This window comes from Streptomyces sp. R35, from assembly GCF_041053035.1.
In the GTDB taxonomy this organism is placed as follows: Bacteria; Actinomycetota; Actinomycetes; order Streptomycetales; family Streptomycetaceae; genus Streptomyces; species Streptomyces lutosisoli.
The window spans coordinates 5,655,319-5,676,195 of sequence record NZ_CP163440.1; the positions used below are offsets into that span (position 1 = coordinate 5,655,319).

Consider the following 20,877-nt stretch of genomic DNA (forward strand, 5'->3'; position numbering starts at 1 on the left):
GGCATGCTCGCGCGGGGCTCGGCGGGTAGCTTGTCGGACAGACGTGTCGGCGGTGGCACCGAGTCCCGGCTCTGTTTCCGGGCCACCGCAACTCACCTGCTAGGAGCGCCTCATGCTCACCTCGACGAACGTTCCGGGCGGGCCGAACTGGCTCGACCTGGGGACACCGGACATCGACGCGGCCGTCGCCTTCTACGAGGGAACGTTCGGCTGGCAGTTCCAGTCCGCGGGACCGGAGGCCGGGGGCTACGGCTTCCTGCAGAAGGACGGCAAGACCGTGGCCGCCGTCGGCCCGCTGACCGAGGAGGGGGCGTCCTCCGCCTGGACGGTCTACTTCCGCACCCTGGACGCCGACGCCACCGCGAAAGCGGTCGAACAGGCCGGCGGCTCGGTCCGCTTCCCGCCCACGGACGTCTTCACCGCGGGGCGGATGGCCGGTTTCACCGACCCGACGGGCGCCGAGTTCGCCGTGTGGGAAGCCCGGGACATGGATGGCCTGGAGGTCGTCAACGAGCCGCGCACCCTCAGCTGGATCGAGCTCTACACCACGGACGCCGCGGCGGCGAAGGACTTCTACCGCACGGTCCTGTCGTGGGACATGCGCGACATGCCCATGGGCCCGGACATCGTCTACACCATCGCCGGGCCCGCGGGCGGCGGCGAGACGACCATGCACGGCGGCCTCATGCAGCTCCCGGCGGAGCACATGCAGCGCGGCTCGTCCTCCGAATGGCACCCGTACTTCGAGGTCGAGGACTGCGACGCCGTGGTGGCCAGGGCCCAGGAACTGGGCGCGACGGTCATCATCCCCGCCGTCGACGCCGAGGGTGTCGGACGCCTTGCCATGTTCCTCGACCCATTCGGGGCGCCCTTCGCCGTCATCACGAGCGCCACGCCCTGAACCGAGCCGCGTATCGCCGGTCGCTGACGCTGCGTCACCCGGGCGGGCCCTCCCCACAGGACGGCTCGCCCGGCGCGTGATCGGGTGGAAGCGTGCAGCTACTCCCCGAAGGCGCCCGGCGGCTGGCCGCCTGGTGTGCCGTGATCCTGCTCGCCGCCGGTGTCGGGTGGGTGGGGATCGTGCTGTGCGGGGAGTTCCGTACGGCGGTGGTGCCGGTGCTGCTCGCGCTGCTCGGGACCGCGCTGCTCGGGCCGTTGTACCGGCGGCTGGTGAAGGTGAAGGTCAACCGGTCGCTGGCCGCCGGGCTCACGTGTGTCGCGGTGGTCGTGGTGGTGGGTGGCGCCGTCTACATCGTCGTCGCCGCGCTCATCGACACCGGCGATCAGATCGTCGCCTCGCTGAAGCAGGCCGCGAAGTCCGTCGCCGAGCACCTGGGCGCGGCGGGTACGTCCCTCGACGACCTCGCGACCAACTCCAAGGACCTGCTGACCAAGTTCGGCGGCACGGCCGCGTCCAATGTCATCAGTGGTGTGAGCATCGTGGGCGAGAGCATCGCCATGGCCGTACTGGCGCTGCTGCTCGTCTTCTTCTTCCTGCGGGACTCGCACCGGGTGTCCGGGATGGTGCGGTCGCTGGCGCCCCGGGGGACCGCCGATGTCGTCGAGGCCATGGCCCGCCGGGCCTTCGAGGGCGTCGAGGGGTTCATGCGCGGGACGACGTTCATCGCGTTCATCGACGCCTTCTGCATCACCGTCGGGCTGCTGATCCTGAGTGTCCCGGGCGCGGTGGGCCTCGGCGCGCTGGTCTTCGTGGGGGCGTACATCCCGTATCTCGGCGCGTTCATCTCCGGCGCGGTGGCGGTGCTGGTCGCGCTCGCGGACCGGGGGTTCGTGATCGCGCTGTGGGTGCTCGGGGTCGTCGTCGCCGTGCAGGTCCTGGAGGGGCATGTGCTCCAGCCGATGATCCAGAGCCGGACCGTGCAGATGCATCCGGCGGTGGTGATGCTGACGATCACGGCGGGCGCGTCCGTCGCGGGGATCCTGGGCATGCTGCTCGCCGTCCCGCTGACGGCCGCCGCGTTCGGAGTGCTGCACGAACTCCGTACGCGCTACGCCTCAGAAGAAGCAGGAGTGCCAGGAGCCTCAGGAGCGCCAGAAGCGCCAGAAGCGCCTGGAGAACGAGGAGCGTCGTCGGCGTCGGCATCGGACTCGTAGAACTCGAACCAGATGCTCTTCCCCTCCCCCCGCGGGTCCACGCCCCACGCGTCCGCGAGGAGTTCCATGAACACCAGCCCCCGTCCGGAGGACGCCAGCTCGCCGGGGTGACGCCGGTGCGGCAGGTCGTCGCTGGCGTCGGTGACCTCGACCTTCATCCGCCGCTCGCCCGGCTCGCCGGTCACCTCGGCGACGAGCAGCGCGTCGGCGTCGGTGTGCACGAGGACGTTGGTGACCATCTCGGAGACGAGGAGGACCGCGGAGTCGAGCTGGTCCTCGGAGGCCCAGTCGTGCAGCATCTCGCGCAGTTGCTGACGGGCGTCCGCGATCCGCTCGGGCTCGGCCTGCGCCACGGTCAGCACGGTGCGGCGCACTGTCGGCGGGATGGTCGTGACCGTGTCGCCGCAGCCGCACCCCGGGCCCAGCCGGCACAGCAGCAGTACGGCTATGTCGTCCTCGCGCCGGTCGGCCAGCGGCCCGGTGGTGTGGTGCGAGGAGGGCCCGTGCACGGCCTGGACCAGGGCGTCGGCGAGGGACTCCATGTCGCCGTCGTGGGATTCGAGGGTCCGGCGGATACGGCGCCAGCCGGTGTCGAGGTCGTGGCCCCCGGTCTCGATGAGCCCGTCGGTGCAGATCAGCATGGTTTCGCCGGGTTCCAGGACTAGCCGGGTCGTCGGGTAGTCGGCGTCCGGGTCGATGCCGAGCGGCAGCCCGCCCGCGGTCGGCCGCATCAGTACGGTTCCGTCCGCCATGCGTATCGCGGGGTCGGGGTGCCCGGCTCGGGCGATGTCGAGCGTCCCGGTCGCCGGGTCGACCTCGACGTACAGGCAGGTCGCGAAGCGGAGATCACCGCTCTCGCCGTTGCCCGTGCCGCTGCTCGACCCGTACGTCACCGAGTCCGTGACCCCGTACAGGAAGCGCGAGGCCCGCGACAGCACCGCGTCCGGGCGGTGGCCCTCGGCGGCGTAGGCGCGCAGGGCGATGCGGAGCTGGCCCATGAGGCCGGCGGCGCGCACGTCGTGGCCCTGGACGTCGCCGATGACCAGGGCGAAGCGGCCGGTGGGGAGCGGGATCATGTCGTACCAGTCGCCGCCGACCTGGAGACCGCCGCCGGTGGGCACGTAGCGCGCGGCGACGCTCATGCCCGGCATCTGGGGGCCCAGCGTGGGCATCATCGAGCGCTGGAGGCCGTCGGTCAGCTCACGCTCGGTCTCGGCGGCGACGGCGCGCGAGAGGGCCTGCGCGAGCATGCGGGCGACGGTCGTGAGGACCGAGCGCTCGTCGGGTGTGAAGGTGACGGGGTACGTGAAGGCCGCCATCCACGCGCCCATGGTGCGGCCCGCGACGGTGAGCGGCAGGAACGCCCAGGACTGCCGGCCGAAGTGCTGGGCGAGCGGCCAGGAGGCCGGGTAGCGCTCCTTGTACTCCTCGGGGGAGGACAGGTAGACGGCGCGGCCCGTGCGGACGACGTCCGCGGCCGGATAGTCCGTGGTCAGGGACATCTGCGAGAAGGGGCTCTCGTCGCCCGGCTGGTGCCCGTGGTGTCCGATGACCGTCAGCCGGTCGGCCTCCGCGCCGAAGACGGCGAGCCCGTCCGGCGAGAACCCGGGCATCGACAGGCCCGCCGCGACCCGCAGCACCTCCGCCGTGGACCGCGCCTCGGCGAGCGCCCGCCCCGCGTCCAGCAGGAACGCCTCGCGGGAGCGGCGCCAGTCGCCGGTGACGGGGGTGCGGGCGGCGGAGCCCGGCGGCGGCTCGCTGATCTCCTGGAGGGTGCCGATCAGCTCGTACTCGCCGGTCTTCGGGTCGACGATCGGCTTGGAGCGGCTGCGAACCGTACGGATCACCCGGCCGTGCCCGTCCATGATCCGCATCCGGGCCTCGGCGAGGGTGCCTTCGGTGACGGCGAGCTGCACGACTCCGTAGATCTCATTCCAGTCGACGGGGTGGAAATGGGAGCGTGCGCCCGCCTCGGTGAGCGTCGTCGGCTCCGCGGGCAGACCGATCAGCCGGGCGGCCTCGGCGTCGAACGTGACGAGGCCCCCGGCGTTGTCCCAGCGCCACAGGCCGGTCGCGAGGGCGGCGAGGACGTCCCCCACGCCGGGCAGGGGCTCACCAGTGCGCATTGACCCACTGTATGAACAGGTGATCGGTACCTGCCACCGAAGCTGTGGTGGCACTGGCCTGTGGCCCCGTGCGCGGCCGTACGGGGCCACAGGCCTAAATGGTGGGGAGGCGATCTTGGGCTGCCCGGTACCCTGGGGGTGTTTCACGTGAAACACCCCGATCAACAGGCCCCGGTCAACAGACCGCGATCCGCGAAGACTGGATGAAACGACGATGCATCGGTACAGGTCCCACACCTGCGGCGAGCTCCGCGCCTCTGACGTCGAAAGCGACGTCCGGCTGAGCGGCTGGCTGCACAATCGCCGAGACCTGGGCGGCATCCTCTTCATCGATCTGCGCGATCACTACGGCATCACGCAGCTCGTCGCCCGCCCCGGCACGCCCGCCTACGAGGCCCTCGACAAGGTCTCCAAGGAGTCGACGGTCCGCGTCGACGGCAAGGTCGTCTCGCGCGGCACGGAGAACGTGAACCCGGACCTGCCCACGGGCGAGATCGAGGTCGAGGTGAGCGAGGTCGAGCTGCTCGGCGCGGCCGCCCCGCTGCCGTTCACGATCAACGCGGAGGACGGGGTCAACGAGGAGCGGCGCCTGGAGTACCGCTTCCTCGACCTGCGCCGTGAGCGCATGCACCGCAACATCCTGCTGCGTACGGCCGTGATCTCCGCGATCCGTCACAAGATGACGGCGCTGGGCTTCAACGAGATGGCGACCCCGATCCTCAGCGCCACCTCCCCGGAGGGCGCCCGCGACTTCGTGGTCCCCTCCCGCCTGAACCCGGGCAAGTTCTACGCGCTTCCGCAGGCCCCGCAGCAGTTCAAGCAGCTGCTGATGATCTCCGGCTTCGACCGCTACTTCCAGATCGCGCCCTGTTTCCGTGACGAGGACGCGCGCGCGGACCGCTCGCCGGGCGAGTTCTACCAGCTCGACGTCGAGATGAGCTTCGTAGAGCAGGAAGACGTCTTCCAGCCCATCGAGAAGCTGATGACGGAACTCTTCGAGGAGTTCGGGAACGGCCGTCACGTGACGTCCCCCTTCCCGCGCATCCCGTTCCGCGAGGCGATGCTGAAGTACGGCTCCGACAAGCCGGACCTGCGGGCCCAGCTGGAGCTCGTCGACATCACCGACATCTTCGAAGGCTCCGAGTTCAAGGCCTTCGCGGGCAAGCACGTGCGCGCCCTGCCGGTGCCGGACGTGTCGTCGCAGCCCCGGAAGTTCTTCGACCAGCTCGGTGACTTCGCGGTCTCGCAGGGCGCCAAGGGCCTGGCCTGGGTCCGTGTCGCCGAGGACGGCTCGCTGACGGGCCCGATCGCGAAGTTCCTGACGGAGGAGAACGTCGCGGAGCTGACGAAGCGCCTGTCTCTCTCTGCCGGCCACGCGGTGTTCTTCGGCGCGGGCGAGTTCGACGAGGTCTCGAAGATCATGGGCGCGGTGCGGGTCGAGGCCGCCAAGCGTGCGGGTCACTTCGAGGAGAACGTCTTCCGTTTCTGCTGGATCGTCGACTTCCCGATGTACGAGAAGGACGAGGACACCGGCAAGATCGACTTCTCGCACAACCCCTTCTCGATGCCGCAGGGCGGTCTGGAGGCCCTGGAGACCCAGGACCCGCTGGACATCCTCGGCTGGCAGTACGACATCGTCTGCAACGGCGTCGAGCTGTCCTCCGGCGCGATCCGGAACCACGAGCCCGAGATCATGCTCAAGGCGTTCGAGATCGCGGGCTACGACCGTGAGACCGTCGAGGAGCAGTTCGCCGGCATGCTCCGCGCCTTCCGCTTCGGCGCCCCGCCGCACGGCGGGATCGCCCCGGGCGTCGACCGCATCGTCATGCTGCTCGCGGACGAGCCGAACATCCGCGAGACCATCGCGTTCCCGCTCAACGGCAACGCGCAGGACCTGATGATGGGCGCGCCGACGGAGCTGGACGAGACGCGTCTGCGGGAGCTGCACCTCTCGGTGCGCAAGCCGCAGCCGAAGTAGGGCTTCAGGGGGCCTCGCGGGTCCTCACGTGAGTGGCTCGGAATCGACACCGATTCCGAGCCATTCTCATGTGTGCCTCATGAATCACCGTGAATCACAGTTCTTTGACAGGTTCACTTCATAATCTCCTCAGCCATGACTGACACCCCCCAACAGGCAATGACAGAACGGGAATTGACGCGCCGAAAGGTCGTCGTGGCCGGTGGTGCGACGGTCGCGGCCGCCGGTCTGGCCGTCGGCCTGGGCGCGAACGCCTTCGCGGGCGACAAGAGTGCGGACGCACCCGAGGGCGCGCCCACCGGCACGCCCACCGACGCGTGCTACGTCCTGACCACGGAGACCACCGAGGGTCCGTACTACATCGACGCGGACAAGATCCGCCAGGACATCACCGAGGACGAGGAGGGCATCCCCCTCACCCTCAAGCTCAAGGTCATCGACGCGGAGACCTGCAGACCGGTACGGAACGCCGCCGTCGACATCTGGCACTGCTCCGCGCTGGGCGTCTACTCGGGCTACGAGGGCATGGGCAACGGCGGTGGCGGCGCCCCGCCCTCCGGCGACCCCTCGGCCACACCCACGGACGTGCCCACCGGACCGCCCCCGTCGGGCGGTCCCGGCGGTGGAGGCGGCGGCCACCAGGAGCCGACCGACGACGAGCGCTATCTGCGCGGCACGTGGCGGACGGACAGGCACGGTCACGTCACCTTCAGGACGGTCTTCCCGGGCTGGTACCGGGGCCGCTGCGTGCACATCCACGTGAAGGTCCACGTGGACGGCACCTGGACGGACGCGGGGTACGAGGGCGGCCACGCCTGCCACACGGGCCAGCTGTTCTTCGACGAGGAGTCGGTGCTGGCCTCCGCCGAGGTGGCGCCGTACTCGACGAACACCGCCACCCGGACGACCCTCGACGAGGACACGATCTACCCCCAGAACGGGCACGAGGGCGGGCTGCTCTACCTCAAGTACGACAAGAAGCACATGGCCAAGGGCGTCCACGCCCACCTGACCATGGGCGTCGCACCGGACGAGACGCACGACAGCACGGATACGCAGGCGAGCGCGTCGGCTTCGGCGAGCTGATCCTCGTACGGACATGACACAAGGGGCCCGGAACCAGAACGGTTCCGGGCCCTTCTCCATGCTCTCCTGGTTGTCCTGCTGCTCAGATCACATTGAGCAGGCCGTTGCCGCCCAGCAGGACCAGGGTGTTCTGGGCGAGGCCGACCGAGGAGGGCAGGATCATCTTGCTGCCCGTGGTCGTGGGGCGTGTGGAGGCGCCGGTCAGGACCCAGACCGCGCCGAGCGAGAGGTTCTCCCCGGATGCGCTGATGAAGAGCTCCGGCTCGCCGTCCCGGTTGATGTCGGCAGCCGAAACCGTGGTCCCGAAGAAGTCGTCGGTCTCGGAACTGCCCGGCATGCCGGAGGTGTCCTGCGTGTAGGAGTACGACCCGGTGCCGAGCGCGCCCGACGCCCGGCCGGGGATCACGGTCACCATTCCGGCACGCTTCGCGCCGCCGAGGCTTTCGTACGGGGTCCCGACGACGATGTCGGCAAGATCGTCGTGGTTGAGGTCGACCACCGCCACGGACCCGCCGAACGCGTCGTATTTTTCGCTCGTGCCGGGTACGCCTGCGGTGTCCTGGGAGATGCGCACGGGCTGCGCGTCGGTCGCGATGCCATCCGCCGACCCGTACCAGATGGAGACACTCCCGCCCGGCGCGCCGTCCGCGCCCGCGACTTCGGGCTCATCCGGGTCGCCGACCACCAGGTCGTCGTACCCGTCGCCGTTGAGGTCGCCGTAGGCCGCGACCAGACCGTTGCCCTTCTTCAAGGAGGTCGGCCGGTCGGCCCCGGACTCGGGGTTCAGGTAGATCTCGCCGCCGGTCAGCCCGCTCATGCGTGAGGTGATCACTGCCTCGTCCGGCGACAGGTCCTCGTTGACGTCGCCGAGCGCGACGGTCTCGACGGATGCGGTGTTCTGGTTCACGGAGGCGGATCCGAAGGTGCCGGTACGGCGGAACGGTCCCCGGAATCGGACGGATCCGTCGTACCCGCTGACCAGGACCTCGGTGTCCGACCCCGGCCCGCTGCTGAGTGCGGCGACGTCGAGACCGAAGTACCCGGGGTCGTCGGAGGGGGTCGGCAGGTTCGTGCCGTTGGTCAGCCCGCCGCTGCCGCCCCACAGGACCGTGACCAGGCCGGAGTCGGCGCCTTGGGGGGTGTCTTCGTAGGGCGTCGAGACCACAAGGTCGGCGTAGCCGTCGCGGTTCAGGTCGGCCGTGGCGGTGGCGGTTCCGAAGCCGTCGTACGCCTCGCTGGTGCCCGGTACTCCGGAGGTGTTCTGCGTGATGGTCTTCCGCCGGGTCGTGGAGAGCCCGGACGCGGATCCGTACAGCACGACGACCGCACCGGCGCCTTCCTTGCCGGACACGTTGACGCCGGGAGCGGGCAGGACGGCGTCGCGATACCCGTCACCGTTGAAGTCGCGGGGCACAGGCCCGTGCACGGCGGCGGCGGGAGCGGCGGGCAGCAGCGCGCTCCCGACCACCCCGGCCAGTACGATCGCCGCGGCTCTCCACCGGCCTCTGGTTCTGGTCATGCGAGTACTTGTCATGTGAGCCCCTCCGCCCCAGGCGCATCACACGTGCGCCGACATCACGCGGGGATTGTAAAGCGCCCAGGGCCGTGTGCTCCGGGCGCTCCACTCATTGCTCAACCTGGCGGTTAGAAAAGGGACTTGTAGCCGTAGCGCTGACGGTCAAGGCGAGGGTTCCTGTAGGTGTCCGGGCTCCGCCGCGAACAGGTCCTCGGCACGGGTGACGGTGAAGGCCAGGTTCAGCCACCGGGTGAGCGTGGCCAAGTCCGAGCAGTCTGTGACGCGTTCCCAGGTGTTACCGGTGATGTGGACGTTCCTGGCCTGCAGGACCCTGAGCACCGCCGTGGCACGCCCCTCGGCGAATCCGTCGGCCCATCCCTCTGCGTATTCCTCGGCCCAGCCACCTGCCTTGGAACGCAGATAACTGACCTCGTGCAGCGCGAGGGACTCGCGTCGGCTGATTTCGTTCAGGTGGGCGTTGTGGTCGGCGATCGCCTGATCTGTGGGCAGGCCGATGGCCATGCAGAACGCCGTGACCATCATGCGACCGCTCAGCTTCTCCTGAAGTTCCGGGCTCAGCCGGTCGAAGGGGAGGTCTGGCTTCATGGGGTGGCGTTCTCCGAGACGTCGCCGTCCCCGGAGAACAGGTCCTCCGCGTGAGCGACTGTTCCGGCCCGGTCGAGCCAGTCGTTCAGACGGTCGAGGTCGGTGCATGCGGTGATGCGTTCGCGGACGACGTCGGAGATGGGGAGGCTGCGCACCTCCAGGACGCGCAGGATGCCCTTGGCCTCTCCCCTCGCCTCACCTTCGAGGAAGGTCTTCTCAAGCAGTGTGCCCCGGCCGGGGAAGTAGTTGACGAACGTCACGATGTTCCTCCATTTGTCTCCGGCGGGGGATGCCCCCAGGGCACTGTCCAGGAACTGGTAGAAGTAGCTGGCGGCGTCCGGGTCCATGCCCGCAAGGGCGCGGCCCAGTGAGTCCAGTATGCCGTCGACGTCGGGGCTGTTGGCGTGTGCCAGGGCGGAGAACGCGGCCATCGCGGGCTTCTCGGCCGCGGTTCTCTCGTCGGCGATCACCGGGAGGTTGTCCGGCCCGACGACCAGCGGGTACGTCCGCTGCGCGGTCCAACCGCGGGCTCCGCAGTCGAATGGACCGGCTGCCCATTTGGTGGTGGCCCGGTCCCGGCAGACGACGAGAAGCAGTACGGGCAGGCCGTATTTCGCTTGGAGATAGGCGACGTAATAAGGCCAGCTCGACTCCTTCTTGCGGTCTCGTCGTTCCTGCGCCTCGACGGCGAGCAGGAAGTCGTCCCCGTCGGAGGGCCCGACACGCAGCACCGTGTCGATGTGCCGGGCCATGGGCTTGGCCTCCGTGGCGTCGGTGGCTACCGCGTAGACGGCCGCCTTCTCGGGTAACTCGATGCCCAGCACCCCGAACACGGGAGTCAGGATCTCGGGCCGTTCCTGGAAGATCCGGTGCATGCCCTCGTGAGCTGATGTGACCATGTGCGCAACCTAGGTGGATCAAGGACCGGGGTGACCGGCCGATGGGCATGCGTTCACTCTTTCGGGGACGGCAAAACGTTCACGCCGCCGCAGTCAGTTCGCACCAGATGAACTTGCCCGTACCGCCCGGTACTTGGGCTCCGCCCAGGGGGTACCAGCCCCAGCCGTCGGCGCATCCCTGTACGAGGGCGAGGCCTCGGCCGGATTCGGCGAGGGTGGATGCCGGGGCGGGGGTCGGCGGAGTGGGGTCCGCGTCCCAGACGCCGATGCGGAGCACTCCGTGGGTCCAGCGGAGGCGTATGGCCGCCGGCCCCTTGGTGTGCTGTACGGCGTTGGCGACCAGCTCGGTCGCGACCAGTTCGGCCACCTCCGCGAGGTGGGGGAGGCCGTGCAGGGTGAGGATCAGGCGGAGGGTGCGGCGGCAGATCGTGACGGCTCGGGGGTCGTTGGGGATGGAGAGGGTGTAGTCCCAGGGGTGGTCGTCGGTCGGCTCTCCGGTTTCGGGCATGGTCAACTCCTGGTCAGGGAGAGAGGGTTGGGGGGAGCGCGGCGGCTGTCGGAAGGTGGCATGTCGCGGCCGTCGTGGCGTGACGGGGCGGTGCGCTTCCGGGGTTCCCGGCGGTTCCGCAGCGTGTGCGTCGCGTCATCAACGGTAGAGACTAAAGTTAGTCCGATGCAACCCATTGTCGTAGGCTCATCACTCACAGTGGTGAATCGGGGAGGTTCGGGTGCCGAGAAAACAGCCAACGGCCCGACAGGAGCGACTGGGGCGGGAGCTGCGGAAGTTGCGGGAGGCAGCCGGCCTGACGGCCAGAGAGGCGGCCGGGCTGCTCGGGGCGGTTTCGGTGACGATGAGCCAGATCGAGTCGGGGGTTGCCGGAGTCAGCGAGGCTCGGGTGCGGCGGCTGGCCGCACATTACGCCTGCACGGACAGCGAGTTGATCGATGCGCTGGTGGAGATGGCGACTGACCGTACGCGGGGATGGTGGGAGGCGTACCGGGGCGTACTGCCGCCCCCGTTCTTGGACTTGGCAGAGCTGGAGCACCACGCGACGTACGTGGATGAGATCGGTACCGCCCACGTGACCGGGCCGCTGCAAACGGAGGACTACGCGCGTGCGGTCTTCGCGTACTGGCGTCCGGAGCTTCCGGAGAGTGAGCTGGAGCCGAGAGTGGAGCACCGCATGCGCCGCAAGGAGGTTCTTGCCAGGGGCGGCGAGGCGCCGTACACGGCGGTGCTGCACGAGTTCGTGCTGCGCACGCGAGTGGCGGACAGACGAGTGGCCCGGGCCCAACTCGACGAAGTGCTCCGGCAGTCGGAACGTCCGGGCGTCACGGTGCGAGTGATTCCGTTCGACGTGGACGGTTTCGCCGGGGCAAGTGCGGCGCTGCTCTACGCGGGCGGGCGCGTGCCCGCGCTGGACACCGTCCAGAAGGACGTGCCCTCCGGCTCGGCCCTTGTGGACGCCGCGGCACAACTCCAGTCCGTACGAACACTCTTCCGTAAGGTGGAGTCGGTATCCCTTGAGCCCGCACAGTCGCGGGACTACATCCACCGCCTCGCGAAGGAGCTGTAGACGTGATCCAGTGGCAGAAGTCGTCCTTCTCAAGCGGTTCGGACGGGGCTTCCTGCGTGGAACTCGCCCTGTCCAGCGGCGAGTTGCTCCTCCGGGAGAGCGACGATCCCGCCCGTATACTCCCCGTCTCCCGAGAGAGTCTGGCCGCCCTCCTGCAGGGGATACGGGCAGCCCGCACATGACCGAAAACGAGTTCCCTCAAGCCCTCCAAACCGTCCTCCAAGACCTCCGAGCCCAGAGCTCCGTACAACCGGAAATCCGTGAGCACGAGGAGTACGGCCCCGTGCTCTGGGCTCCCGACGGGAGTGGGCAGGGCGTCAGCCTCGGGCCCGGGGACAGCCCCGCGGAGCGGCTCGCCGGGCTTGCCGATCAGGTGCAGGACTGGGCCGTGGAGGCGCTGTGGACGGAGGGGGAGCCGGCCGTGTGGCCGTGCTGTCCGCGGCATCCGGACAGTCACCCGCTGAGTGCGACGGTCGTAGCGGGGGTGCCGGTGTGGGTCTGCCCCAAGGGCGGGCAGCCGGTGGCGAACATCGGTGAGCTGCCCCCGCGCGACGCGGGCAAGTAACCGCTCGGTCCCGGCCGCGAGTTGAGAGGAACTCGCGGCAACCTTTCCGATCGCCGCGACCACTGATGAGTCAGAAGCCCTGTTCGCCAGGGCTTCACACGCAACGCACGTGTTCCACAACCACGTAAGGACTCATCCGTGGCATCCCCCTCCCACCGCCGGTCCCTCCGCACCCGCCGCACCGTTCTGGTCTGCGCCGCCGCCGTCGCGGCCACCGGACTCGGCGCTGCCGCCTTTGTGATGAACGCGAACGCCGGTGCCGTCGATCTGGCCCACCAGGCGCTGCCCGCCAAGGACGGCTGGGCGGCCTCCGGTTCCGGGACGACCGGTGGCTCGCAGGCCGACTCGGCGCATGTGTTCACCGTCAGCACCCGGGCGCAGCTGGTGAAGGCGCTCGGCTCCAGCAGCAACACGGCCGCGAAGATCATTCAGATCAAGGGCACCATCGACGCCAACACGGACGACTCGGGGAAGAAGCTGAGCTGCTCCGACTACTCCTCGGGGACCGGGTACTCGCTGGACGCCTACCTCAAGGCGTACGACCCGTCGACGTACGGCCGTTCCAAGCTGCCCTCGGGCACGCAGGAGACCGCCCGCGCCGCCGCGCAGGCCAAGCAGGCGAAGAGCGTTGTCTTCAAGGTGCCGGCCAACACCACCATCGTGGGCGTGCCGGGCACCAAGGCCGGGATCACCGGCGGCAGTCTGCAGGTGAAGGACGTGGACAACGTCATCATCCGCAACCTCACCTTCGCCGCCACCGAGGACTGCTTCCCGCAGTGGGACCCGACCGACGGTTCCACCGGCAACTGGAACTCCGCGTACGACGCCGTCACGCTGCGCACGGCCACCCATGTGTGGGCCGACCACAACACGTTCACCGACGCGCCGGACTTCGACAGCGCCAACAAGAAGTACTACGGCCGCGAGTACCAGATCCACGACGGTGACCTCGACATCACCAAGGGCTCGGACCTGGTGACCGTCGAGCGGAATCAGTTCACCAACCACGACAAGACGATGCTGATCGGCAGCAGCGACACCGACAGCACCGGCAAGCTGCATGTGTCCATCCACCACAACGTGTGGAAGGGGATCGTGCAGCGCGCTCCGCTCGCCCGTATCGGCCAGGTCCACATCTACAACAACTACTTCGACACCACGACCGTCAACGGCTACGCGCCTCTCTACACGATCAACTCGCGCGCCAAGGCCCAGGTCGTCGCCGAGGACAACTACTGGACGGTCCCGGCCGGCGGGAAGATCGCCAAGCTGCTGAGCGGTGACGGCACCGGCTCGGTCGCCGGCAGCGGCAACCTCGTCAACGGGACCGCGACCGACCTCGTCGCCGCGTACAACGCCGCGAGCTCGAAGAAGCTGAAGACGACGGTGAACTGGACGCCGAGCCTCAAGGCCGGGCTCCAGACCTCCGCGAAGAACCTTCCGACGGAGCTGGCGACGACGACCGGCGCGGGGGTTCTGAACCCGTAGCTCAACCTGTAGCTGAAACAGCAGTCACGTCAGGTGTGCTGGGCGCGGGCCAGGCGATCCACTTGCTTCCTGAGGAGGTTCATCGGGAAGTGGGCGCTGTGGTCCACGTCCAGCATCGTGCAGTACACCGTGACCTGGCCGACCCGTACGAAGATGTGCTGCTGGTTGCGCACACGGCCCTCCGACGGGGTGGTGATCCGGAAGGCGAGCGACTCGTCTCCGACGCCGGCGATCTTCTCCGTCGCGACGTGGGCCTTGTACTTCCCCGTGTAGCCCACTCCGGTGAAGTCGGTGCACGTCTTGAGCGCGGTGCGGAGTCGGGCGAAGGAGTCCTTCGCCTCCGTACCGTCGTACGAGGCGAGAGTGGAGGTGCCTGGGAAGATGCCGTCCTTCCAGTTGAAGATCTGGTCGACGACGGCCGATGCGGTCCCGGCGTCGAGGGTGTCGTTCATCTTCTGGCAGGAGGCGTCCGAGACCGGAGGAAAGGTGTTGTCCTCCGCGGCGGAAGGATCACGCTCGTCCGCCGAGACGCCGCGATTCCCTGGCACCTCGTCACTCGTGATCGCGAGGGACTTCAACTCCTCGGCGGACAAGGGGGCTTGAGCGGACGCGGAGGGAGTGGTGGAAGCGGATGCGGAAGGGCCGGCCGCGGTGCCGCTCGACTGTGTGTCCCCGCAGGCCGTGGCGGCGTACGCCAGCAGCACCGTGCCCACCAGCAGCCACCCGTGTCTTCGTACGCGCATCCGTGCCCCCCAGCCCCTCGCGTCTCAGTGGGCCAAGGCTAGCGGAGTGCCTGAGGGTGGCCCAGGCAAAGGCGCCTGGGCCACGCCCAACTGGGCGGTCAGGAAAGGGACTTGTAGCTCCCCCAGCCCGTCGCGATCTGCGTACGGCTGCCGAAGGAACCGGTGCCGGTGCCCTTGTTGCGCCACACGTTGCCCGAGCTGTCGCGCGAGACCAGGTCGGCCTTGCCGTCGCCGGTCAGGTCGCCCACGCCGACGACCGTGTTGTACGAACCGCCCCAGTTGCTGAAGAGCTTCACGCGGGCCTTGAAGGTGCCGGAGCCCGTGCCCGTGTAGCGGTACAGGTTGTTGGACTTGTCCTGGGCGAGCAGGTCGCCGATGCCGTCGCCGTTCAGGTCGCCGACGCCGACGATCTTCTTGTAGCCGGACCAGTCGGAGTACAGCTTCACGCGGGCCGAGAGCGTGCCGGAGCTGGTGCCCTTGTAGAGGTAGACCGCGCCGGTGGAGGAGTTCCGCGCGATCAGGTCCGCGCGGCCGTCGCCCGTCACGTCGCCGGGCGAGGTGAGGACGTTGTACGCCGACCAGCCCGTACCCAGCGTCGTGTACGACGTCGACGGGGTCAGCGGCTTGCCGCACGCCGGCTTGTAGCCGCGCAGCGAACCGTCCGTCATCCGTACGAGCACGTCGTTGCAGCGGTCGCCGTTCAGGTCGCCGAAGGGCACCGCCTTCACGGTCGGTTCCCAGCCGCTGCCGCTGGTCTTCCCCAGGAAGGTGCCCGTCGCGGGCTTGCCGAGCTGGTAGGTCAACGTGCCGGTGGAGTTCATCGTCAGCAGGTCGCCGTTGCCGTCGGGGGTCCCGTCGCTGCCGGCGAAGTCACGGGCGACGGCCGCGCCGCCGGTGACGGTGAGCGTGCCCGAGTCGAGCTGGACGGCGGTGCCGCCCTCCTCGGCGGTGGCGGAGAGCTTCCAGCGGAGGGTGCCGTTGGGGGCGTAGCCGCCGGATGTCGTACGGCCGTTCCAGGCGGGCGTGACCGTGCGGTCGGCCGGCGTGCCCGTCAGCGTACGGACGACTTTGCCCGCCGTATTCGTGAGCGTCAGGCTCCAGGAGACGGACGGGCGGTTGAGCTTCCAGGTGGGGGCCCAGGCGGTGCTGGAGGAGGTGGTGCCCTTCAGGGCGGCCGTGGTGGGGATGGTCGCGCTGGTGAGGCCCAGGGCGGGCCAGGCGGTGAGGCCGCCGTACGTCTTCCAGCGGTCGGCCGTGCCGTTGTTGTCCGTGTCGGTGAACGCGGACCACACGGCGGTGGCCGTGTCCTCGGCTCCGGCGGCGACCTGGGCGTACACATCGCCCTTGGTGGTGGTGTCGAGCGGCTCGGCCGTGCTCCAGGTGTCGTCGACGCGGGTGGCGGTGTACGGCTTGCCGCTCTCGCTCCATACGGCGCGCACGGTGCCGTCCGGGCTGATCGCGGCGTCGGCGGCCAGGTCGGACACCGACCCCGTCGTGCCCGACAACGGCGCTCTGGCCGACCAGGTGCCGTCGGTGCGGGTGGCGGTGAACGTGCCGGGCGAGTACATCGACCGCCAGGCGGTCCATACGAGGGTGACGTCGCCGTCCGGTTCGACGAGCGGCTCCGGGGTGCCCGCGCCGCCCTCGGCGATGCCGGCCAGCTCGGGGGTGCTCCACTCGGTGGTGCCGCCGGGGTGCTCGGCGTAGTACAGCTTGGTGCCGCCCTTGTTGTACACGAGCTTGAGCGAACCGTCGTCGGCGGCGGCGAGCTGGGCCGCGTCGCCGTCGGCGAAGTCGGCCGACGCGGTCCACTCCGTGCCGCCGGGAGCCCTGGTGTACGTACGGACCGAGGCGCCGGCCTTGTACTGGGAGAAGGCGACGGTGGTGACGCCGGCCGTGTCGACCGCGACGGACGGCGCGTAGACGGCCTCGGCCGCGTCCGCCGAGCGGGTGCTGACCTGGGACGGGGCGGACCAGGTGCCGTCGGCCGCGCGGACGGCGGCGCTGATCTCCACGTCGTCCGCGCTGCCCCCCATACGCCCGGTCCACACCGCGGTGAGTGAACCGTCCGGGCCCTCGGCCAGGTCGATCTCGTGCAGGTAGCCGGCCTGGTCGGCGGCCGAGACGACCTCGACCGGTTCCCGCCACGAGCCCTGGTCGGCGTCGTAGACGGCGCTGACGAGCCGGTTCGGCGCCGTCGAGGTGTTGTCCACGGCCTCGGTCCACAGCGCGGTGACGTTGCCGTCCGCGGTGGTCAGCAGCTTGGCCTCGCCGACACTGGTCGGCGTGGCGGCGAGCTCGTGCGGCGCGCCGAAGGTGACGCCGCTGCCGGGCTTGCGTACGGCGGCGTACAGCTTCCGCGTGGTCGTGTTCTGGAGGTCCCCCTGGTTCCAGATCGTGACCGCGGTGCCGTCACCGGCGATGGCGACGTCCTGCGTCTTCGTGTCGTCGGTGGTGCTGGTGACTTCGTTCCCGCCCTGCCAGGGCTTGAGATCGGATGCGGCTGCGGCTGCCGTCCCCGCCGCGACCAGCGGCAGGGCACCTCCCCCGGTGACGGCGAGCGCTACGACGGCTACGGCCGTGGCCAGCCGGCCACGGCCCAGGGCATTACGGCCCACGTGAGTTCCCCTCCCCATGGGGGGAGTTGCTCCCCCCGAACAAGTGAGCGGATGCTACCAGTGGGTTTTGGCCGCGATGTTTCGGCCGCTCAGGTGTCGTACGTGCCGTCCCACGGCTCGCCGAAGCCGAGCCGGTCCGGGTACAGCTCCGCCCAGGCCTCACCCTCGTCCTCCCCGGTCAGCAGCCCGAACAGCACGCCGTCGACGGTGAGTTGGAAGGGGCGGATCGCGATGTCCGTGTAGGAGCGGCGGGGCAGGCTGCGCAGCAGCTTCGCCAGGTGGACGCGGGCGCGGGAGAGGACCGAGTCGTCGCCGTGCGGGTCGCGCTGCTGTTCCGCCCAGGTGCCCGCACACCAGACCTCCGAGTCGCGGTAGCGGCCCTCGGCGTCGAAGGTGTGGAGCACGGTATAGAGGCGTTTGTGCTCTTCCCAGCCGTCGTCGGGACGGAAGCCTTCGGGGAAGGCGTACGTGATCGACGCCAGGAACTGACCGTCCGCATACCGGCCGATGGTCTCGGTGCGGTGCTTCGGTTCATAGGCGATCGGGATGACGTGAGGGACTGCCATGGCGGAAACCATACGGGTGGATGAGGGCATGCCAGAACCGGGGTCGGTCTCGATTCGGTTGCTGCAAAAGGGCCCGGAAACTGTTCGTGCCGGCGTCGGCTTCGGCGTTGCGGTTCCCGCTCGACGACGAGGGCGCCCGGGACGTGAAATCCCGGGCGCCCTACGGCATGTGAGGTCCCTCAGGAGAGCGACTTGTAGCCGCCCCACCCGGTCGCGATCGTCGTACGCGAACCGAACGAACCCTTGCCGTCCCCGCTGTTGCGGAACAGGTTGCCGCTGGTGTCGCGGGAGACCAGGTCGGCCTTGCCGTCGTCGGTGATGTCGCCGACTCCGACGACGGCGTTGTAGGAGCCGCCCCAGTCGGTGAACAGCTTCACGCGGGCGGCGAAGGTGCCGTCGCCCTTGCCGTCGTAGCGGTAGAGGGTGTTCGCGGTGTCCTGGGCGAGCAGGTCGGCCTTGCCGTCGCCGGTGATGTCGCCGACGCCGACGATCTTCTTGTAGCCCTTCCAGTTGTCGTAGAGCTTCACACGGGCGGCGAGCTTGCCGTCGCTCGTGCCCTTGTAGAGGTAGACGGTCCCGGTCGTCGCGCCCCGCGCGATGAGGTCCGGGCGGCCGTCGCCGTTCACGTCACCGGGCGAGGTGAGCGCGTTGTACTGGGTCCAGCCGCTGGTGGCGAGGGTCGTGTACGACGTCGACGGCGTGACCGCCTTGCCGCAGCCCGGCTTGTAGAGCCGGAGCGCCCCGCTGCTGTAGCGCACCAGGACGTCGTTGCAGCGGTCGCCGCTCAGGTCGCCGCTCAGGTCGCCGCTCAGGTCGCCGAACGGGATCGCCGTGATGGTGGTGGACCAGCCGGTGCCGGTGTACTTCGAGTTGAACTTGCCGGTGCCGGTGCCGCTCTGGAAGGTGAGGCCGCCGGAGGAGTTCAGGGTCAGCAGGTCGCCGCGGCCGTCCGGGCCGTCGGGGCTGGTGAAGTCGTGGCGTACGGCGGCGCCCCGGGTGAGGAAGCCGTAGCCGGTGGCCACCGTGGTCGCGGTGGAGGTGCCGGTGCCCGTCGCCTTGAGGGTCCAGGTGAAGTGGCCGTTGGGGAAGTAACTCCCGCTCGCCGTCTTGCCGTACCAGTTCGTACTCACCCGCGCCGCGGAAGCGCCGCCGGTGACCGTGGCCGTGGCCTTGCCGTTCACGCCGCTCTGGACCGAGGTGAAGGTCACGGACCAGGAGGTGACCGGGCGGGACAGCAGCCAGTAGCCCTCGAAACGCACGTTCGGGTCGACGTAGCTGCCGGCCTGCGTCTCGAAGGACGTCACGGCGGACGGGGCGACGCCGGTGGTGGCGACGTGCGTCTGCTCGTACGCGCCGATCCAGGCGACCAGACCCGTGTACTCGTCCACGGTCCAGCGGTACCGCCGGTCCGCGGCCAGGCCGGTGTCGGGCACCCCGGAGGCGATGACGCGGGTGGTACCGGTGGCCGCCTCGGTCAGGACCAGCTGGTCGGTGGCGTGGTCGTGGCGGACGGTGAAACCGTCGCCGAGGAGCACGTCACCGGGCGTGACCGAGCGGGACGTACCGGCCTTGGAGTCGTACACGCCCGCCGAGTTTGTGCCGCACGCCCAGTAGACCCAGCGGCCCGCCGCCTGGAGTTCGCTCGGCACGCAGGCGAGGCCCGGGACCGTCACCGTGGCGAGGGTCTTGTCGGCGGTCAGGCTGTACGAGGTGAGCTTGCCGGCGGTGGAGGCACTCCACAGGGTGGAGCCGTCGAGGGCGGCGGCGCGGATGGAGCGCTTCAGCTTCTGGCCCTGGCCGAACTCACCGACGTACTGCATCGGGGCCGAGCCGCCGGAGTTGTAGACGGCGTAGTCGTCGGAGACGTCGACGATCGCGCCGCCCTCGGTGTGGAACTCCAGGGGGTTGTAGCCGATGGTGACCAGCCGGTCCGCGTCCTCCAGGCCGCTGCCGCCCTCGTCGCCGTCGTAGTACGTGTCGAGGTAGACGTCCCTGGGCCCGTTGCCGTAGTTGCCCCACATCGCCGAGCAGGTGGTGCCGGCGTAGGGGCATTTGGGGATGACCGAGCCGCTCTCCGTGGCGGGGGACGCGGTCAACCGGCCGCCGACGGTGCCGATGGTGCGCCACGAGGTGGTGTCGGAGGTGCTGGTGGTGCTGTCCTCCGCGACGCGCAGGCTGCCCCGGCTGAGGGCGAGCCCGGTCTTGGTGTTCTCGTACGGGGCGACCTTGTACAGCTTCTCCAGTTGTGGCGAGCCGTCCGCGCCCGGGGTGACCCGCTGGATCCACCAGTCGCTCGTGCTCGTGCCACCCGTGACGAGGGCGGCGCCGTCGGGGGCGGCCAGTGGGGTGCCGTACGCCTTCGTCAGCAGCGCGCGGGTGGAGCCGTCGGTGAGGGAGACGGCGGTGACGCCCCCGGACGCGGTGAGCGCCAGCCAGTCGCCGACGAGGGTGGGGTAGCCGCCTGTGGTGGCCCCGGCGGCCACCGGGACCGTCTCCTCGGCGGTGAGGTCGGCGCGGGGCTTGAGGTGCAGGCCGGCGGCGGCCGTGTACCAGCCGACGCGGTCGTCGGTGAGGACGAGCTCCGGCGCGCTCTTAAGGCCGGTGAAGACCGGGGTGAACTGCGCGGTGGCGAAGTCGAGGTAGCTGACGGTGTACGAGTCGACGTCACCGTTCTCGTCGTGGACGGCGTAGGCCAGCAGGAAGCCGTTCTCGTCGCCGGTGCGCGGGGCGCTCACGTCCCAGGACCCGTCGGTCGGGTAGCCGGTCACCACGCGGTCGCGCTGTGTGCCGTCGACGAGGTCGACGAGGTGCAGCCAGTAGCCGTCCAGCTGTTCGGCATCGACGACGCCGTTCCACTCGACCGTGACGAGCGTGTTGCCGTACGTGCCCACGTAGTCGGCCGACTGGCTCAGGTCGACGGTCCGAAGGGCGCTGCCGTCCGGCGTCCACAGCGACACCGGGTCGCCGTAGGTGGCGTGGGGCAGTGCCACGGTG

17 protein-coding genes are annotated in these 20,877 nt (G+C 69.6%); 8 read left to right on the forward strand and 9 right to left on the reverse strand.

Annotation, left to right across the window (positions count from 1 at the left end; genetic code table 11):
• The first annotated feature begins 112 nt into the window (after nt 1-112).
• Both AB5J50_RS25880 and AB5J50_RS25885 read left to right on the forward strand, forming a co-directional pair.
• Nucleotides 113-901: a VOC family protein gene (locus AB5J50_RS25880; protein ID WP_369260674.1), complete on the forward strand. Its 789-nt coding sequence runs from the start codon at nt 113-115 to the stop codon at nt 899-901.
• Nucleotides 902-993: 92 nt separating this feature from the next.
• Nucleotides 994-2,115: an AI-2E family transporter gene (locus AB5J50_RS25885; RefSeq protein WP_369260675.1), complete on the forward strand. Its 1,122-nt coding sequence runs from the start codon at nt 994-996 to the stop codon at nt 2,113-2,115.
• On the opposite strand, the gene AB5J50_RS25890 is transcribed toward AB5J50_RS25885, so the two are convergent.
• Nucleotides 2,010-4,241: a SpoIIE family protein phosphatase gene (locus AB5J50_RS25890; RefSeq protein WP_369260676.1), complete on the reverse strand. Its 2,232-nt coding sequence runs from the start codon at nt 4,239-4,241 to the stop codon at nt 2,010-2,012. The two genes, AB5J50_RS25885 and AB5J50_RS25890, sit on opposite strands and share 106 nt — an antisense overlap.
• A gap of 214 nt (nt 4,242-4,455) precedes the next feature.
• On the opposite strand from AB5J50_RS25890, the gene aspS reads away from it, so the two are divergent.
• Nucleotides 4,456-6,219 (forward strand): aspartate--tRNA ligase, encoded by a 1,764-nt coding sequence (gene aspS, locus AB5J50_RS25895; protein ID WP_369260677.1) that lies wholly within the window; start codon nt 4,456-4,458, stop codon nt 6,217-6,219.
• A 135-nt stretch (nt 6,220-6,354) separates the two neighbouring features.
• Complete coding sequence (locus AB5J50_RS25900) at nt 6,355-7,305, forward strand: intradiol ring-cleavage dioxygenase (RefSeq protein WP_369260678.1); 951 nt, start codon at nt 6,355-6,357, stop codon at nt 7,303-7,305.
• Nucleotides 7,306-7,387: 82 nt separating this feature from the next.
• Here the strand turns inward: AB5J50_RS25900 and AB5J50_RS25905 are convergent, their stop codons facing one another.
• The 4 genes from AB5J50_RS25905 to AB5J50_RS25920 form a co-directional block, all read right to left on the reverse strand.
• The gene (locus tag AB5J50_RS25905) at nt 7,388-8,824 is read right to left on the reverse strand and encodes a VCBS repeat-containing protein (protein WP_369260679.1); all 1,437 of its coding nucleotides are present in this window, start codon (nt 8,822-8,824) and stop codon (nt 7,388-7,390) included.
• A 159-nt stretch (nt 8,825-8,983) separates the two neighbouring features.
• On the reverse strand, nt 8,984-9,427 hold the full coding sequence (locus tag AB5J50_RS25910) for a hypothetical protein (protein WP_369260680.1): 444 nt from the start codon (nt 9,425-9,427) through the stop codon (nt 8,984-8,986).
• Complete coding sequence (locus tag AB5J50_RS25915) at nt 9,424-10,326, reverse strand: hypothetical protein (RefSeq protein ID WP_369260681.1); 903 nt, start codon at nt 10,324-10,326, stop codon at nt 9,424-9,426. Before AB5J50_RS25915 ends, AB5J50_RS25910 begins: the two co-directional genes overlap by 4 nt.
• 79 nt (nt 10,327-10,405) lie before the next feature.
• Nucleotides 10,406-10,834 (reverse strand): ATP-binding protein, encoded by a 429-nt coding sequence (locus AB5J50_RS25920; RefSeq protein WP_369260682.1) that lies wholly within the window; start codon nt 10,832-10,834, stop codon nt 10,406-10,408.
• A 220-nt stretch (nt 10,835-11,054) separates the two neighbouring features.
• Here AB5J50_RS25920 and AB5J50_RS25925 point away from each other — a divergent pair, with 220 nt between their 5' ends.
• The 4 genes from AB5J50_RS25925 to AB5J50_RS25940 all read left to right on the forward strand — a co-directional run bounded on the left by AB5J50_RS25925 (nt 11,055) and on the right by AB5J50_RS25940 (nt 13,956).
• Entirely contained in the window at nt 11,055-11,903 is an 849-nt protein-coding gene (locus AB5J50_RS25925; RefSeq protein WP_369260683.1) for a helix-turn-helix domain-containing protein, read from the forward strand.
• 2 nt (nt 11,904-11,905) lie between these two features.
• Nucleotides 11,906-12,085, forward strand: a complete 180-nt coding sequence (locus tag AB5J50_RS25930; protein WP_369260684.1) for a DUF397 domain-containing protein — start codon at nt 11,906-11,908, stop codon at nt 12,083-12,085.
• Complete coding sequence (locus AB5J50_RS25935; protein WP_369260685.1) at nt 12,082-12,468, forward strand: hypothetical protein; 387 nt, start codon at nt 12,082-12,084, stop codon at nt 12,466-12,468. The genes AB5J50_RS25930 and AB5J50_RS25935 overlap by 4 nt, the downstream gene beginning before the upstream one ends.
• 138 nt (nt 12,469-12,606) lie before the next feature.
• Entirely contained in the window at nt 12,607-13,956 is a 1,350-nt protein-coding gene (locus AB5J50_RS25940) for a polysaccharide lyase family 1 protein (protein ID WP_369260686.1), read from the forward strand.
• 29 nt (nt 13,957-13,985) lie between these two features.
• Here the strand turns inward: AB5J50_RS25940 and AB5J50_RS25945 are convergent, their stop codons facing one another.
• The 4 genes from AB5J50_RS25945 to AB5J50_RS25960 all read right to left on the reverse strand — a co-directional run bounded on the left by AB5J50_RS25945 (nt 13,986) and on the right by AB5J50_RS25960 (nt 20,873).
• Entirely contained in the window at nt 13,986-14,699 is a 714-nt protein-coding gene (locus AB5J50_RS25945; RefSeq protein WP_369260687.1) for a hypothetical protein, read from the reverse strand.
• Between the two features lie 98 nt (nt 14,700-14,797).
• Nucleotides 14,798-17,317, reverse strand: coding sequence for an FG-GAP-like repeat-containing protein (locus AB5J50_RS25950; RefSeq protein ID WP_369260688.1), 2,520 nt, complete (start codon nt 17,315-17,317; stop codon nt 14,798-14,800).
• Nucleotides 17,318-17,406: 89 nt separating this feature from the next.
• Nucleotides 17,407-17,883, reverse strand: a complete 477-nt coding sequence (locus AB5J50_RS25955; RefSeq protein ID WP_369260689.1) for a hypothetical protein — start codon at nt 17,881-17,883, stop codon at nt 17,407-17,409.
• A gap of 179 nt (nt 17,884-18,062) precedes the next feature.
• Nucleotides 18,063-20,873 carry an FG-GAP repeat domain-containing protein gene (locus AB5J50_RS25960; RefSeq protein ID WP_369260690.1) on the reverse strand — a complete coding sequence of 937 codons (2,811 nt, stop codon included), beginning with the start codon at nt 20,871-20,873 and terminating at the stop codon, nt 18,063-18,065.
• Nucleotides 20,874-20,877: the final 4 nt, after the last annotated feature.